The sequence below is a fragment of the Roseomonas sp. USHLN139 genome (assembly GCF_037145735.1).
In the GTDB taxonomy this organism is placed as follows: Bacteria; Pseudomonadota; Alphaproteobacteria; order Acetobacterales; family Acetobacteraceae; genus Pseudoroseomonas.
In genome coordinates this window covers 153,131-168,140 of record NZ_JBBCWY010000001.1, presented here as the reverse complement: position 1 = coordinate 168,140, position 15,010 = coordinate 153,131, and the positions used below count along the sequence as shown (strand labels likewise).

The window sequence follows — 15,010 nt, the reverse complement described above, 5'->3', positions numbered from 1 at the left end:
CGGCAACCGCCGCGCAGCGAGAGGGATTGCCGCCAGGATGGAGCCCGCTTCCCCGCCGGACGCCCGCCGCCGCCGGCCTGCCGCCTGGCCTGCCGCTTGGCCTGCCTCCTGGCGCGCCACCCTGCTGGGCGGCACCGCCCTGCTGGCCGCCAGCCTGCCGGCCGGCCTCGGCCGTGCCCAGGGCAGCGGGCCGGCGAGCAGCCCGCCCGCCCCCGCCGCCACCCCGGCCGCCCCCGCGACTCCCGCCGCGACTCCGGCCGCCGCCGCCCCGGCCGCGGGCAACAACGCGCCGGTGACCTTCACCGCCGAGGAGGTGGAATACGACCAGGAGCGCAACCTGGTCACCGCCCGCGGCGCCGTCGAGGCCTGGCAGAACGAGCGCATCCTGCGCGCCGACCGCTTCACCTTCGACCGCCAGACCGGCATCGCCACGGCCGAGGGCAATGTCCAACTGCTCGAGGCCGATGGCCAGGTGCTCTTCGCCGACCGCGCCGAGCTGACCGGCAACATGCGCGACGGCGTGGTCGAGGGGCTGAAGGCCCGCCTCGCCCAGAATGGCCGGCTGGTCGCCAATGGCGCGCGGCGGACCGACGGCAAGATCCTCGACATGTCGCGGGTGCTCTATTCCTCCTGCGACCTCTGCGTGAACGACCCGACGGCGCCGCCGCTCTGGCAGCTGCGCGCCCGGCTGGCCACCTCCGACCAGGAGGCGAAGCGGCTGCGCTACCGCGACGCCTCGCTGCTGCTGGCCGGCGTGCCGGTGCTCTACACCCCCTATCTGTCGCATCCCGACCCCTCGGTGCCGCGGCAGTCGGGCTTCCTGACGCCGACGGTCGGCAGCTCGAGCTTCCTCGGCGGCTTCGTCGAGACGCCCTACTACTGGGCGATCGACCCGAGCTCGGACCTGACCATTACGCCGACGCTGTCGACCAAGCAGAACCCGGCGCTCGGCTTCGACTACCGCCGCCGCTTCAACTTCGGCCAGATCGAGGCGGCCGGCTCGGTCGGCGAGCGCGCCGGCGCCACCAGCGAGGACGGCCTCGGCGGCCATATCTACAGCCGTGGCCAGTTCTCGCTCGACGAGCACTGGCGCACCGGCTTCAACCTGAACCGCGCCAGCAGCGAGGCCTATCTGCGGGCCTGGCGCTATCCGGCGCCGCGCCAGCTCTCCTCGGATGCCTATCTCGAGGGCTTCTGGGGCATCAACGACTATGTCCGCGTCGATGCCCGCGCCTATCAGGGCCTGTCGGAGGTCGACGACACCGGGCAGATCCCGGTGGTGCTGCCGAACTTCTTCGGCGACCATTTCCGCGGCCGCGACGCGCTCGGCGGCTATTTCACCGTCGATGCCGGCGCCTTCTCGCTCTACCGCGACCAGGGCACCGACACCCGCCGCATCGCCAGCCGCGTCACCTACGAGCTGCCGCGCATCGACCGCTACGGCTCGGTCTGGACCTTCCGCGCCCAGGGCGACGCCCTGGCCCGCTGGGTCGACGACCTCGACCGCGCGCCCAACTATGCCAGCCAGGGCACTGCCACCGACGCCACGGTCAATGTCCGCGCCGCCGTCGACTGGCGCATGCCCTTCGTCCGCCAGGCCGGCGAATACGGCGCGCAGATCTTCGAGCCCCGGGTGCAGCTGGTCACCGGCCCCTCGACCGGCCGGCAGACGCTCGTCGCCAACGAGGACAGCCTCGACTTCGAATTCTCCGACGCCAACCTCTTCGCGCTGAACCGCTTCCCCGGCCGCGACCGGCAGGAGGGCGGCAGCCGCGTCGACACCGCCTTCCGCAGCGCCTGGATGTTCCCCAATGGCGGCCAGCTGGAGGGCCTGGTCGGCCGCTCCTTCCGCGCCAGCAGCGAGAGCGTCTTCGAGGAGGATTCCGGCCTCGAGGGCCGCTCCTCCGACTGGGTCGGCCGCGTCCGCCTCTCGCCCACCCCCTGGCTCGACCTGACCGCCCGCACCCGGCTCGACAAGGAAGGGCTGGATGCGCGCATGGTCGAGACCTCGGCCCGCATCGGCCTCGGCCCGGTCTCGCTCGGCGGCGGCTACCTCTACACCATCCCCTCCAGCGCGCTGATCTCGACCCGCGAGCGGCGCGAGGTCTCCGGCAATGTCCAGGCGCGGATCGGCCAGTACTGGCGGGCCGGCACCTATGGCCGCTACGACCTCGAGCTGGAGCGCGCCGTCTCCGCCGGCGTCAACCTGACCTATGAGGACGAGTGCCTGATCTTCGACACCCGCTTCGCCAAGACCTATGCGGAGCCGTCGAACCGCAGCTCCTACTACCCGTCCTCGACCGTGCTGCTGTTCCGCGTCTCCTTCAAGACGATCGGCGACTTCGGCTTCCGCGCGATCTGATGGGCTGCCCGGCCGCCGCCCCGCGATTGGGGCTGGCGGCCGGGCCGCGCCCGGCCTAGGAAAACCGCCATGCGACGTGCTCTCGCCCAGCTCGGGCTCCAGACCCGCCTCCCGGCCCGCGCCCTCCTCTCCGCTTGCGCGGCGACGCAGGCCCTGGCGGCCGTCCTGCTGCTGGCGCATCCCGCCGCGGCCCAGCCCCGCCGCCCGGCGCCCACGCCCGAGGCCCAGGCCAGCGCGCCGTCGCAGACCAACCGCATCGTCGCGGTGGTCAATGGCGACGTCGTCACCGCGACCGAGGTCGCCGGCCGTGCCCGGCTCTTCGCGCTGAACGCCAACATGGGCGATGCCGGCGACGTGGTCGAGCGGCTGCGCCCGCAGGTCACCCGCCTGCTGGTCGATGAGCGGCTGCGCATGCAGGAGGTGCAGCGCCGCGGCATCCCCGTCACCGACGAGGACGTGGCAGACGCGGTTCGCGAGATCGAGGGCCGCAACGGCCTGCCCGCCGGCGCCCTGGCCGGCCAGCTGCGCGCCTCCGGCATCGCGCCGCGCGCCCTCTACGACCAGATCCGCAACCAGATCGGCTGGTCGCGGCTGATCCGCCAGCAGCTCGGCCAGCAGGGCCAGATCTCGAATGCCGAGATCGAGGAATTCATCGCCGCCCACAAGGCGCGCACCGGCGAGCCGGAATACCTGGTCTCCGAGATCTTCATCCCGGTCGACGACCCCGCCGCCGAGCCCGAGGTGCGCCGCTTCGTCGACGACGTCGTCGGCCAGCTGCGCCGCGGCGTGCCCTTCCCCGCCGCCGCCACCCAGTTCAGCCAGAGCCAGACCGCGCTGCAGGGCGGCGACATGGGCTGGACCCGCCCCGACGAGTTCGACCCGGCGGTCGGCGGCATCGTCAGCCAGATGCCGCCCGGTGCCATCGCCAACCCGGTGCGCGTCCCCGGCGGCTTCCAGATCGTGGCGCTGCGCCAGAAGCGCGAGACCGGCCGCGAGATGGCGACCCTCGTCACCCTGCGCCAGGCCTTCTTCCCCTTCACCGCCGCGCTGAACCCGCAGGCGCCGACCGACCAGCAGCGCCAGGCGGTCGAGCGCGCCCGCGCCCTCGAGGGCCGCGCCTGCCCGGCGGTGGAAGCCGCGGCGCGCGGCGGCGACCGCCCCTCCGACCCGGGCGGCGCGCTGCGCCTCGACACCATGCAGCCGGCGGCGCTGCGCAACATCGTGGCCGGCCTGCCGGTCGGCCGCGCCAGCCAGCCGCTGGTCACGCCCGAGGGCGTGCTGGTGCTCGCCGTCTGCACCCGCGAGACCCGCAACCTCGCCGAGCTCTCGCCCGACGCGGCGCGCGGCCAGATCCTGCGCGACCGCATCGAGCTGACCTCGCGCCAGCTGCAGCGCGACCTGCGCCGCCGCGCGCAGATCGACATGCGGAGCTGAGGGCGCCATTTCCGCCGCCGCCCTCCCCTCGCTCGCCGAGACGATCCAGAAGCACGGGCTGGCCGCGCGCAAGGCGCTCGGCCAGCACTTCCTGCTCGACGCCACCCTCTGCGGCCGCATCGCCTCGATCGCGGCCCCGCTGGAGGGCCGCCAGGTCCTCGAGATCGGCCCCGGCCCCGGCGGCCTGACCCGCGCCCTGCTGGCCAGCGCCGCCGAGCATGTCACCGCCGTCGAGCTCGACCGCCGCGCCCTCGGCGCGCTGGAGGAGCTCTCGGCCGCCTATCCCGGCAAGCTGACCATCGTCGAGGGCGATGCGCTGCGCATCGATGCCGAGACCCTGCTGCCTAGCCCCCGCCGCATCGTCGCCAACCTGCCCTACAATGTCGGCACGCCGCTGCTGATCGGCTGGCTGCACCAGGCCGCGCTCTTCGAGAGCATGACCCTGATGTTCCAGCAGGAAGTCGCCGAGCGCATCGTCGCCGCGCCCGATACCGAGCATTACGGGCGGCTCGCCGTGCTGTCGCAGTGGCGCTGCCAGTGCCGCATGATGCTGCGCCTGCCACCCGGCGCCTTCAGCCCGCCGCCCAAGGTGTGGTCGGCGGTGGTGCACCTGGTGCCCCACCCCGAGGACCCGGACCCGGCACTGATGAAGTCGCTGGAAAAAGTCACCGCGGCGGCCTTCGGGCAACGGAGAAAAATGCTGCGGTCGAGCCTGAAGACCCTGGGCAACGCCGAGGCCATCCTCAGGGACGCCGATATCGACGGGACACGACGGGCGGAAACGCTCACCGTCGCGGAATTCGAGAGGCTTGCCATCAACGAATTGAAGAAGGCAGGGGGCTCTGCCCCCTGACCCCCGCCGGGGGGATGGTATCCCCCCGGACCCCGCCATCTATCTGAAGTTCCGGCCCTGGAACTCGCGGCTGCTCATCAGGGCATGGCGCATCGTCGCCACGGTCTTCTTGTCGACCCAGGCCTCGTAGACCTGCTCGCCCTCGGGCAGCCGGTCCAGGAACAGCCGGTAGAAATCGCTGACATCCTGGCGGGTCACCAGCCGGTCAGGGTCCCAGTGCCGGGCGCTGTAGCGCTCCAGGAAGCGGTCGAATTCCTGCTGGCGGAACGCCAGGAACCGCTGCTGCTGCCCGGCCAGGACCGCCGCCACGCGCCCCGCCGTGAAGCCCTCCAGCGGCAGGTCCGCGACCCCGGTCGCCTGCATCCGGTCATAGCCCATCTCCCGGAACCGCTGCTCGCTGAAGGAGGCGCCCTGGGCACCGATATAGCGGGCGAAGCACAGGTCGGTCATCACGCGGGCGATGCCGAGCTTCGCCGCCGCCAGCGCCTTCAGCGCATCCTGCGACGACTTGTCGATCGCCATGTCCTGCTGCGCCAGGAAGCGATAGACGCCGAGATGATTGCGGTTCGGATAGTCGGTCTGGCCGATGATGGCGTAGTAGGGCTTCAGCCATTCGGCGATCCGCTTCCAGGCCGACCGCCGCAGCCCGAAGCCCCAGTGATGGTCCAGCGGCACCATGCGGACCTTGTCCGGCTTCGGCGTCTGCCGGTGGTCGCCATAGGCGGCGAAATAGCCGACCTCCGGAAAGGCCGAGAGCGCCTCCCGCATCCGCTCCATCATCACCAGATAGGCCGGCCCCAGCTCCAGGTCGTCCTCGAAGAAATAGGCGGTCTCGGCCTCCAGCGTCTCGAAGGCCATCCGCTCGCCGCGCGCGATATTGCCGGCGATGCCGAGATTCTCCGGGCTCGCCACCACCTGCCCGGCGGGGAAGACGCTGCGGAAGGCGGTGACGCTCTCCGCCATCGCCGCATCGGTCGCGTAGCGCACCCCCGACCGCCGCGACACCGCCCCGTCCTGCAGCAGGAAGATGCGCCGCTCATCGAGGGCGATGCCCTCCTGCGCCCGCAGCGACAGGCAGAAGCGGCGCAGATAGGCGCCCCGGTCGAAGGCGAAGATGATGATCGGCGCTTCCAGGCGGCGCGGGCTCTCGGCCATCGGGCGGGCTCTCCTTGCAGTCCGCAGGGCGGCGTTGTCGGGCTCGCGGAAAACTCCCCCGAAGCCCGGGCGGAGGCAAGGCGCTCAGCCCTGCGCCTCGCGCATCTCCAGCGCCCGCGCATAGACCTGCTTGCGCGGCAGGCCGGTCGCCGCGGCGACCAGGGCGGCGGCATCGCGCAGGCTCTCGCCGCCGGCCAGCGCGGCGCGCAGCCGGTCGTCCAGGCTGGCCTCGGCCTCCGGCACCGCGTCGCCGGGCGGGCCGACCAGCAGCACGATCTCGCCGCGCGCCTGGTGCTCGGCGTAATGCGCGGCGAGCTCGGCCAGCGGGCCGCGCCGCACCTCCTCGAAGCGCTTGGTCAGCTCGCGCGCCACGGCGGCCGGGCGGTCGGGGCCCAGCACCTCGGCCATCCCCGCCAGCGTCTCGGCCAGCCGGTGCGGCGCCTCGTAGAAGATCAGCGTGGCCGACAGCCCGGCCCGTTCCATGGCGCGGAAGCGGGCGAGCTCGGCGGCGCGCGCCGCATCGCGCGGCGGCAGGAAGCCGTGGAACAGATGCGGATGCGGCGGCAGCCCGGACAGCGTCAGCGCCATGACGGAAGCATTCGGCCCCGGCACCGCCGAGACCTCGATGCCCTCGGCGATGGCGGCGCGCACCAGGCGGTAGCCGGGATCGCTCATCAGCGGCGTGCCTGCATCCGAAACCAGCGCCAGGCGTTGCCCCCCCGCCATCCGCGCGACCAGCTTCGGCGTCGCCGCATCCTCGTTGTGTTCGTGGAGCGGCAGCAGACTCACCGAAACGCCATGTCGCGCGAGCATTGGTGCGGTTACTCTGGTGTCCTCGCACAAAACCACGTCCGCCGCGCGCAGCACGGCGAGCGCCCGGGGAGCGAGGTCGCCGAGATTGCCGATCGGCGTCGCCACCAGCGTCAGGCCGGGCCCCTTGCCCGGCGGAGGGGAGGTTTCACGTGTCGTCTCGTCTGTCCCGGTTTCGTCTGGCTGCACTGAAACCCGCTCTCCCGCAGTCCCGCCGGGGCCTGGCCGGCTCCGCGCTGATCGCTGCCCTTGTGGCCCTCTCCGCCTGCGCCCCGCAAGCCTCGCGCACAACGGGCGGCTATGCGCCGCAGCCGATGGCCGGCCAGATCGCGCCGCCGCCGCCGCCGCGCGCCAAGGTCGCCGTGCTGCTGCCGATGACCGGGCCGCAGGCCGGCCTGGGCCAGCCGCTGCTCAACGCCGCCCAGCTGGCGCTGTTCGAGCAGGGCGACGCCTCCTTCGAATTCCTGCCGCGCGACACCGGCGGCAGCCCGGCCGGCGCCGCCTCCGCCGCCCGCACCGCCATCCAGGATGGCGCCCGCATCATCGTCGGCCCGCTGACCGCGCAGGAGACGGCCGCCGTCGCCACCGTCGCCCGCGGCGCCGCCATCCCGGTGCTGCCCTTCACCAACGACGCCAACCAGGCCGGCACCCAGGTCTGGCCGCTGGGCATCACCCCGGTGCAGCAGGTCCGCCGCCTGGTCGTCGCCGGCCAGGCGCAGGGCGTGCAGCGCTTCGCCCTCGCCGGGCCCGATGGCGCGCTGGGCCGGCAGATGGCCACCGCGCTGCGGGCGGCCACCGCCGAGCTCGGCCTGCCGCAGCCGCAGGTGGAATTCTACCCCGGCGCCGCGCAGCCCTCGCTGGTCGCCAGGGAGGTCGCGCAGAAGCTCGGCCTGATGCCGGACGCCCCCGCCGACCAGCGCCCGGGCCTGCTGCTGCTGGCCGAGAGCGGCGTGCGCGCCCGCGACTTCGCCGGCGCCCTGACCCAGGCCGGCATCGCCATGCCGCCGCTGCGGCTCGCCGGCCATGCGCTCTGGGGCATGGACGAGGCGATGGGCCAGCAGCTGGCGCTGTCCGGCGCCTGGTTCCCCGGCGCCGACCCGGTGGCGCGCAGCCAGTTCGAGAGTCGCTACGAGGCCGCCTTCGGCGAGAAGCCCTCGCGTATCGTCGGCGTCGCCTATGACGCGGCGGCCATCGCGGCGCGCGCCATCCGCGGCCAGGGCCCGGGCGGCACGGCGCAGATCCCGCTGGGCGAGACGGTGCTCGGCGCCGACGGCCAGCTGCGGCTGAACCCGGGCGGCATGGTGCAGCGCGGCCTCGCCGTCTATGCCATCGCCCCCGGCAGCCAGCCCGGCGTCGTCGCCCCGGCCGAACTGCCCGGCAGCGTCGGCTTCTGATCCCGGCCCGCGCCCGGCACCGGCGCCGGGCGCGGCGTTTCTTCGTTTTGTCGGTTGAATCTGTCCCGCGGCGGCGGAACCCTGCACAGCCTGCAACCGCCGTGACCAGTTTCGGGAAGATCCTCGCGTGACAGACCAGGACCTCGTGTCCCCCGGCCCCACCCTCGGGCGCTGGCTCAGCTCGGCCGCGCTGGTCGGCGGCGTCCCGGCCCTCCTCTTCGTCCTGCTGCTGCTCACCGGCCGGATCGAGCCCGGCGTTGGGCTGCCCGCCCTGTTCCTCACCCTGCTGGCGGCGCTGGCCGTCTCCCGCCTCTGGCTCGGCAACCTGGCACGGCTGGCCGCCGTGCTGCGGCGCGCCACCGATGGCGAGGGCGACTGGCCGGCGGCCGAGCCGCCCCGGCTGCCGGCGCTGGCCGAGGTCTCCGACGGCGTCGCCCGCCTCGCCCGCAGCCTGGCCGAGCGCGGCGAGCTGGTCGGCCGCATGAAGCGCGCCGACGCCGCCATCCTGGAGAGCCTGCCTGACCCGCTCCTCGTGCTCGGCGCCGACCGCGGCGCGCTGCGCACCAATGCCGCCGCCCGCGCGCTGTTCGGTGCCCGCGCCGCCGAGGCCGGGCCGCTGGCCGGCGACGCCGCCGCCCTGCTGCGCCACCCGGCGCTGGCCGGCGCCGTCGACCGCGCGCTTGCCGAGGGGCAGCGCCAGGCGGTCGACATCGTGCTGCCGGTGCCGGTGCCGCGCGAGCTGGCCGTCCAGGTGATCCCGCTCGACCCGCCGCTGGCCGATGGCGGCCGGCTGGTGGTGATGCTCTCCGACCGCACCCGGGAACGCGCCGTCGAGCGGATGCGCGCCGATTTCGTGGCCAATGCCAGCCATGAGCTGCGCACCCCGCTGGCCAGCCTGATGGGCTTCATCGAGACGCTGCGCGGCCCGGCCCGGGACGACCCCGAGGCGCAGGACCGCTTCCTGACCATCATGTCCGAGCAGTCGGAGCGGATGCGCCGGCTGATCGAGGACCTGCTCGGCCTGTCGCGCATCGAGCTGGCCGAGCACCAGGCGCCGACCGAGCGCGTGCCGCTGGCCGAGCTCGCCCGCCGCGAGGCCGAGGCGATGGCGCCGATCCTGGCCAGCCGCCGCGTCCGGCTGGAGATGGCGCTGGCCGAGGATGCCATCGCCGCCCCCGCCGACGAGGAGCAGCTGTCCCAGGTGCTGCGCAACCTGCTCGAGAATGCGGTACGGCACGGCCAGCCGGACGGACTGGTAAAGCTGGAGGTCGCGAAGGTCTCCGGTTCCCGCCCCGGCGTGACGCTGAGCGTCATCGATGACGGCCCCGGCATCGCCCGCGAGCACATCCCCCGCCTGACCGAACGCTTCTACCGGGTGGACAAGGGCCGCGCCCGCAACGCCGGCGGCACGGGCCTCGGCCTCGCCATCGTCAAGCACATCGTCAACCGCCACCGCGGCCAGCTGCTGATCGACAGCAAGGAAGGCGAAGGGGCGACGTTCAAGGTGTGGCTGCCGGCGGGGTGAAGGCAAGCAAGGGTCTGGGGTAGGGAAGACAGGAAAAGGCTGGGGGAATGAATTCCCCCAGACCCCCATCTTCTTTCTGATCACCGGCCGTTTGGGGACCTGCTCATCACCTGTGCCGTCGTCAGGGCATCTCGGTGGGGTACCGTTTTATATAACATTGCTCGATCGAAGGTCGCGCTGCCGCGGGGCCGTTTCACGTCCTGTCGCCATGTGGACACGGCAGTCTGACAGAAAAAAGATGGGGTCCAGGGGAATTCATTCCCCTGGCCTTCATCCTTCCTGCCTGTGACTTCCCCTTTGCTTCCGCCCTTCCACGAATTCCTGCCCCATCATCACCTTCACTCTGCCCGACGCCCCCTGCATGAGTTGCGGGATGATCGAGGCCTCCGGCAGGTTCTTCCAGTATTTCTTGGGCATCTCGGCGCGCATGGCCTCGGGCTTCAGCCGGGCCGGGTTGAAGATGCTGGCGAAGTAGGTGCGCCACAGGTCTTCCGCCGCGTCGAAGGCCGGGGCGTCGGCGCGGCGGGCGCCGGGGGCGAAGGTGACGGCCTCGCCGTCCCAGTGGGCGCAGCGGCGGGGCGTCAGGATCGACCAGCGCAGGATGGCGAAGCGGCGGACGAAGAAGCCGGCCTCGGCCTCCAGGATGTGGTGCTCGGGCTCGAACCAGGCGATCGAGCGCGGGCCTTCGGCCGTGTCGATCTCGCGGAAGCGCAGGAAGGCGTGCAGCTTGTGGGCGTCGCGCTTCACGGCGCGGGCCATGGCGGAGAGGCGCTGCATGCGCGGCTCGGTCGGGCGGCGCAGCAGGCCGGGCTCGGCGCGGGCGTCCCAGAGCAGCGCATAGAGCAGGGCGAAGCGCTCGGGGTCGCTGTGGCGGATGCCGCGCTCGGCCATGGCCAGCCAGTCGCGCGGGACCGCGAGGGCCGGGGCCCCGGCCGGGGCCGGCGGCGGCGGGCCGGCGAAGAGACCGGCCGGCGTGTCGGGCGGGTGCCAGGTGACGGCCTCGGGCGGGATGCCAGCGGCCAGCAGGTGGCGGGCGGCCCGGCGCCAGCCCACCCAATCCGCCTCGTCCTCGAGGGCGACGCTATACATCGAGGCTGAGCTGCGCCGGCCGGGCGGCGCGGGCGAAGCGGCTGCCGGGGCGCAGCTGCTCGCGGAGATTCATGCTGTCGAGCTGGCCGGGGGCCGGGCGGTGGTCGGGGGCGGTGACGAAGGGTGCCACCTTCTTCAGCGGCACCCGCAGGCCGGCCAGCTCGCCCAGCCGCACCGGCCCCTCGGCGCGGGCGGCCAGGATGCGGTCGACATTGCGGGCGCCGAGGCCGGGGACGCGCAGCAGCATCTCGCGCGGGGCGCGGTTGAGGTCGAGCGGGAAGAGGCCGCGATGCTTCAGCGCCCAGGCCAGCTTGGGATCGATGTCGAGGGCGAGCATGCCGGCCTCGCCGCCCTCCATGATTTCCTCGGTGCCGAAGCCGTAGAAGCGCAGCAGCCAGTCGGCCTGGTAGAGGCGGTGTTCGCGCAGCAGGGGTGGCGCGGCGGGGGGCAGCAGGGACGAGGCCGCCGGGATCGGGGAATAGGCCGAATAATAGACCCGCCGCATCTTGTAGCGGCCATAGAGCGCGGCGCCGGTGGTCAGGATGCGGCGGTCGTCGCTGTCATCGGCGCCGACGATCATCTGGGTCGACTGCCCCGCCGGGGCGAAGCGCGGCGGCGTGGCGCGGCGGGCGGTCTTCTGGGCGTCCTTGGCCTCGGCGATGCGGGTGGCGAGGCCGGCCATGGCGCCGCGGATGGCGGGGAGGTCCTTCTCGGGCGCCAGGCGCTGCAGGCTGGCATCCTGCGGCAGCTCGACATTGATCGACAGGCGGTCGGCCCAGCGCCCGGCCTCGGCCAGCAGGCCGGGCGCCGCGTCGGGGATGGTCTTCAGGTGGATATAGCCGTGGAAGCCGTGCTCCTCGCGCAGCGTCCGGGCGACGCGGTTCATCTGCTCCATCGTGTAGTCGGGCGAGCGGATGATGCCGGAGCTGAGGAAAAGCCCCTCGATGTAGTTGCGGCGGTAGAAGGCCAGCGTCAGCCGGACCAGCTCGTCCACGGTGAAGCGCGCCCGTGGCACGTTCGAGCTGGCGCGGTTGATGCAGTAGACGCAGTCGAAATGGCAGGCATTGGTCAGCAGCACCTTCAGCAGCGAGATGCAGCGGCCATCCGGCGCATAGGCGTGGCAGATCCCCATCCCCTCGGTGCTGCCGAGCCCGCCCTTGCGCGAATCGCGTTTCGAGGTGCCGGAGGAAGCGCAGGAGGCATCGTATTTGGCGGCATCCGCCAGCAGGGCGAGCTTGGCGCGGAGATCCATGGCACAGGGCAATCCGGAGCGTTCGTTCTATATTTGTTCCAGAAAGCCTTTCCCGCAAGCGGGGCCTTTCGGCTTTTCAGCGCAGCAGCGCCGGCAGCAGCGCGTCGAGCCTGAGCCGCCCTTCCCAGGTCGCGGCCAGGCGGCCGTCTGCGGTCCAGCGCAGATAATCCTCCTCCAGGCAGGCGGCCAGGATGCCAGGATCGACCGCCTCGGCGAGCGTCAGGCCGGTGCGGGCCTCGATGCGGGCGGGGTCGACGCCTTCCGACAGGCGCAGGCCCATCAGCATCGCCTCCCGCGCGCGGTCGGTGGCGGAGAGGGTCTCGGCATGGGTGATGGCGTGGCCCTGGGCCTCGACGCGCGCCAGCCATTCCTCGGGGCCGCGGTGGCGGCGGCTGGCCACCAGCCCCTCGCGCAGCAGCAGCCGCTGGTGGGCGCCGGCGCCGATGCCGAGATAGTCGCCATAGCGCCAATAGGCCAGGTTGTGGCGGCTCTCCGCCCCCGGCCTGGCGTAGTTGGAGACCTCGTAGGGCAGCAGGCCGAAATGCCCGGCCTCCTCGCCGGTGGCGAAATAGAGCGCCGCCGCCTCCTCGCCCTCCGGCAGGGCGAAGGCGCCGCGGGCATGTTCGGTCGCGAAGCGTGTCCCCGGCTCGATGGTCAGCTGGTAGAGGGACAGGTGGTCGGCGGCCAGCGTCAGGGCCTGGCGCAGCTCGGCGCGCCACTCGGCCTCCTGCTGGCCCGGGCGGGCATAGATCAGGTCGAAGGACAGGCGCGGGAAGAGCGAGCGCGCCGCCTCCAGCGCGGCGATCGCCTGGCCGGCATCGTGCTTGCGGCCGAGGAAGCCCAGCGCCTGGTTGTTCAGCGCCTGCACGCCCAGGCTGGCGCGGTTGACGCCGGCGGCGCGCAGCTCGGCCAGCTTGGCGATCTCGACGCTGGTCGGATTGGCCTCCAGCGTGATCTCGATATCGGGCGTCGGGTCGAAGAAGCGGCAGGCATCGGCGATGATGTCGGCCACCGCCTGGGTCGGCATCAGGCTGGGGGTGCCGCCGCCGAAGAAGATCGAGGCCAGCTTGCGCCGCTCCTGCCCCTGCTGCGCCAGCCGGGCAGCCTCATGGGCCAGCTCGCGGCGCAGCGCCTCGCCGTAGCGCATCCCGTCGACCCGCTCGCGGACATGGCTGTTGAAGTCGCAATAGGGGCATTTGGCCGCGCAGAACGGCCAATGGACATAGAGGGCCAGGGGGTCGCTGGCCGGCTCGGTCGGGGCGAGGGACGGCGGGAGGTCGGCGGCGGCGGGCATGCGCGGCATATGGCGCGCGGCACCCCCGCAGGTCCAGCATCGCGGAACCGGCGCAGGGCAGCCCCGCGCCCCGCCCGCCCGAGTCGCGACACGAAAGCATCATGCGATTCGCCCTCGGGCCGGGCCGGTTTGCCTTGACCCGGCGCGGCGCCATCCGCGACCATGCTCCGGCATGATGCGCCCAGGATCGGCGGCCCTTTCCGCGGTCTCGGGCGGCCTGTCCGCTTGACCCGCGGCCGCGCCGCCCGCACATCCGCCCGCGATGCTACCCCGAGCCGGGGTGGCCCCGGCCGGCCTGTGCCGCTGGCCCCCGCAGTTCCGGACCCCCGCGCGCCATGACCTCTGCCGCCTCTTTCCCTGCCGCCCCTCTGCCTGGCGCCCCTCTCCCTGCACAGGCCGCCTCGCCCGAGACCGCCGTCGACAGCCAGGCCCCGGCCGATGGCAGCACGCCCCGCAAGAAGCTGTTCATCCGCACCTGGGGCTGCCAGATGAACGTCTATGACAGCGGCCGCATGGCCGATGTCCTGGCCCCGCTCGGCTATGGCCCGGCCGAGACGCCGGAGGAGGCCGACATGGTCATCCTCAACACCTGCCATATCCGCGAGAAGGCCTCCGAGAAGGTGTTCTCCGATCTCGGCCGGCTGCGGCAGATGAAGGAGGCGCGCGCCGAGGCCGGGCAGAAGATGGTGCTGGCCGTCGCCGGCTGCGTCGCCCAGGCCGAGGGCAAGGAGATCACCAGCCGCGCCCCCTGGGTCGATATCGTGCTCGGCCCGCAGACCTATCACCGCCTGCCGGAGATGGTGGCCCGCGCGGCGCGCGCCGCCGGCGCGCAGATCGACACCGACTTCCCGGTCGAGCAGAAATTCGACCTGCTGCCGCAGCCGCGCGCCGAGCAGGGGCCGATCGCCTTCCTCACCATCCAGGAAGGCTGCGACAAGTTCTGCTCGTTCTGCGTGGTGCCCTACACCCGCGGGGCGGAATTCTCGCGCCCCGTCGCGGCGATCGTGGCGGAAGCGAAGCGGCTGGTCGCCGGCGGCGCGCGGGAAATCGCGCTGCTCGGCCAGAACGTCAACGCCTGGCATGGCGAGGCGCCGGACGGCACCACCTGGAACCTGTCCCGCCTGCTCTACGAGCTGGCCGAGATCGAGGGGCTGGAGCGGCTGCGCTACACCACCAGCCACCCGCGCGACATGGATGACGCGCTGATCCAGGCGCATGGCAGGATTCCGCAGCTGATGCCCTTCCTGCACCTCCCCGTGCAGAGCGGCTCGGACAAGGTGCTGGCGGCGATGAACCGTGGCCACACGGCCGAGCTGTTCTACCGCATCGCCGACCAGCTGCGCGAAGCCCGGCCCGACATGGCGCTGTCCTCCGACTTCATCGTCGGCCATCCCGGCGAGAGCGCCGCCGACCACGCCGCCACCATGGCGCTGGTCGAAAAGGTCGGCTTCGCCCTGGCCTATTCCTTCAAGTATTCCGCCCGCCCCGGCACGCCCGCCGCCGGCCAGCCCTTCCAGGTGGCCGAGGCCGAGAAGGATGCCCGGCTGCAGGAGCTGCAGGCCCTGCTGCGGCAGCAGCAGGACGAATTCAACCGCGCCTGCGTCGGCCGCGAATGCGACATCCTGTTCACCGGCCCGGGCCGCCATCCGGGCCAGATGGCCGGCCGCAGCCCCTGGCTGCAGCCGGTGCACGCGCTGGGCCCGGCGACGCTCGCCGGACGCTCGGCCCGGGTGAAAATCGCCGCCGCCCACCCCAATTCCCTGTCCGCCATCCTGCTGGATGTGAAGGAGCTGGCCCCCGCTTGAGCAACCCCGCCACCGACGCGCTCCGCGCCGAACCCCG

General features: G+C 72.8%; 11 protein-coding genes. 6 read left to right on the top strand and 5 right to left on the bottom strand.

The features are described from left to right. Positions 1 to 37: 37 nt before the first annotated feature. The 3 genes from WFI16_RS00780 to rsmA all read left to right on the top strand — a co-directional run bounded on the left by WFI16_RS00780 (position 38) and on the right by rsmA (position 4,649). Positions 38 to 2,362, top strand: a complete 2,325-nt coding sequence (locus WFI16_RS00780; protein ID WP_419895880.1) for an LPS-assembly protein LptD — start codon at positions 38 to 40, stop codon at positions 2,360 to 2,362. A gap of 69 nt (positions 2,363 to 2,431) precedes the next feature. Then, positions 2,432 to 3,796, top strand: a complete 1,365-nt coding sequence (locus tag WFI16_RS00775; protein WP_419895879.1) for a peptidylprolyl isomerase — start codon at positions 2,432 to 2,434, stop codon at positions 3,794 to 3,796. Positions 3,797 to 3,803: 7 nt separating this feature from the next. Continuing rightward, complete coding sequence (gene rsmA, locus WFI16_RS00770) at positions 3,804 to 4,649, top strand: 16S rRNA (adenine(1518)-N(6)/adenine(1519)-N(6))-dimethyltransferase RsmA (RefSeq protein ID WP_419897130.1); 846 nt, start codon at positions 3,804 to 3,806, stop codon at positions 4,647 to 4,649. A 39-nt stretch (positions 4,650 to 4,688) separates the two neighbouring features. Here rsmA and WFI16_RS00765 read toward each other — a convergent pair whose 3' ends face one another. Together WFI16_RS00765 and rsmI are read right to left on the bottom strand one after the other, a co-directional pair. Continuing rightward, the gene (locus WFI16_RS00765) at positions 4,689 to 5,804 is read right to left on the bottom strand and encodes a glycosyltransferase family 2 protein (RefSeq protein WP_419895878.1); all 1,116 of its coding nucleotides are present in this window, start codon (positions 5,802 to 5,804) and stop codon (positions 4,689 to 4,691) included. Between the two features lie 84 nt (positions 5,805 to 5,888). Then, on the bottom strand, positions 5,889 to 6,803 hold the full coding sequence (rsmI, locus tag WFI16_RS00760) for a 16S rRNA (cytidine(1402)-2'-O)-methyltransferase (protein ID WP_419895877.1): 915 nt from the start codon (positions 6,801 to 6,803) through the stop codon (positions 5,889 to 5,891). Positions 6,804 to 6,928: 125 nt separating this feature from the next. On the opposite strand from rsmI, the gene WFI16_RS00755 reads away from it, so the two are divergent. Next, a complete protein-coding gene (locus tag WFI16_RS00755) occupies positions 6,929 to 8,008 on the top strand; it encodes a penicillin-binding protein activator (RefSeq protein ID WP_419895876.1) in 1,080 nt (359 codons plus the stop codon). A gap of 127 nt (positions 8,009 to 8,135) precedes the next feature. Beyond that, the gene (locus WFI16_RS00750; protein WP_419895875.1) at positions 8,136 to 9,533 is read left to right on the top strand and encodes an ATP-binding protein; all 1,398 of its coding nucleotides are present in this window, start codon (positions 8,136 to 8,138) and stop codon (positions 9,531 to 9,533) included. A 270-nt stretch (positions 9,534 to 9,803) separates the two neighbouring features. Here WFI16_RS00750 and WFI16_RS00745 read toward each other — a convergent pair whose 3' ends face one another. From WFI16_RS00745 to hemW, 3 genes are all read right to left on the bottom strand, one after another. Further along, positions 9,804 to 10,622: a TIGR03915 family putative DNA repair protein gene (locus tag WFI16_RS00745; protein WP_419895874.1), complete on the bottom strand. Its 819-nt coding sequence runs from the start codon at positions 10,620 to 10,622 to the stop codon at positions 9,804 to 9,806. Then, positions 10,615 to 11,874, bottom strand: a complete 1,260-nt coding sequence (locus tag WFI16_RS00740) for a putative DNA modification/repair radical SAM protein (RefSeq protein WP_419895873.1) — start codon at positions 11,872 to 11,874, stop codon at positions 10,615 to 10,617. The genes WFI16_RS00745 and WFI16_RS00740 overlap by 8 nt, the downstream gene beginning before the upstream one ends. A gap of 76 nt (positions 11,875 to 11,950) precedes the next feature. Then, positions 11,951 to 13,168 carry a radical SAM family heme chaperone HemW gene (gene hemW / locus WFI16_RS00735; RefSeq protein WP_419897129.1) on the bottom strand — a complete coding sequence of 406 codons (1,218 nt, stop codon included), beginning with the start codon at positions 13,166 to 13,168 and terminating at the stop codon, positions 11,951 to 11,953. A 335-nt stretch (positions 13,169 to 13,503) separates the two neighbouring features. Here hemW and miaB point away from each other — a divergent pair, with 335 nt between their 5' ends. Continuing rightward, positions 13,504 to 14,973, top strand: coding sequence for a tRNA (N6-isopentenyl adenosine(37)-C2)-methylthiotransferase MiaB (gene miaB, locus WFI16_RS00730; RefSeq protein WP_419895872.1), 1,470 nt, complete (start codon positions 13,504 to 13,506; stop codon positions 14,971 to 14,973). The last annotated feature ends 37 nt before the right edge of the window (positions 14,974 to 15,010 follow it).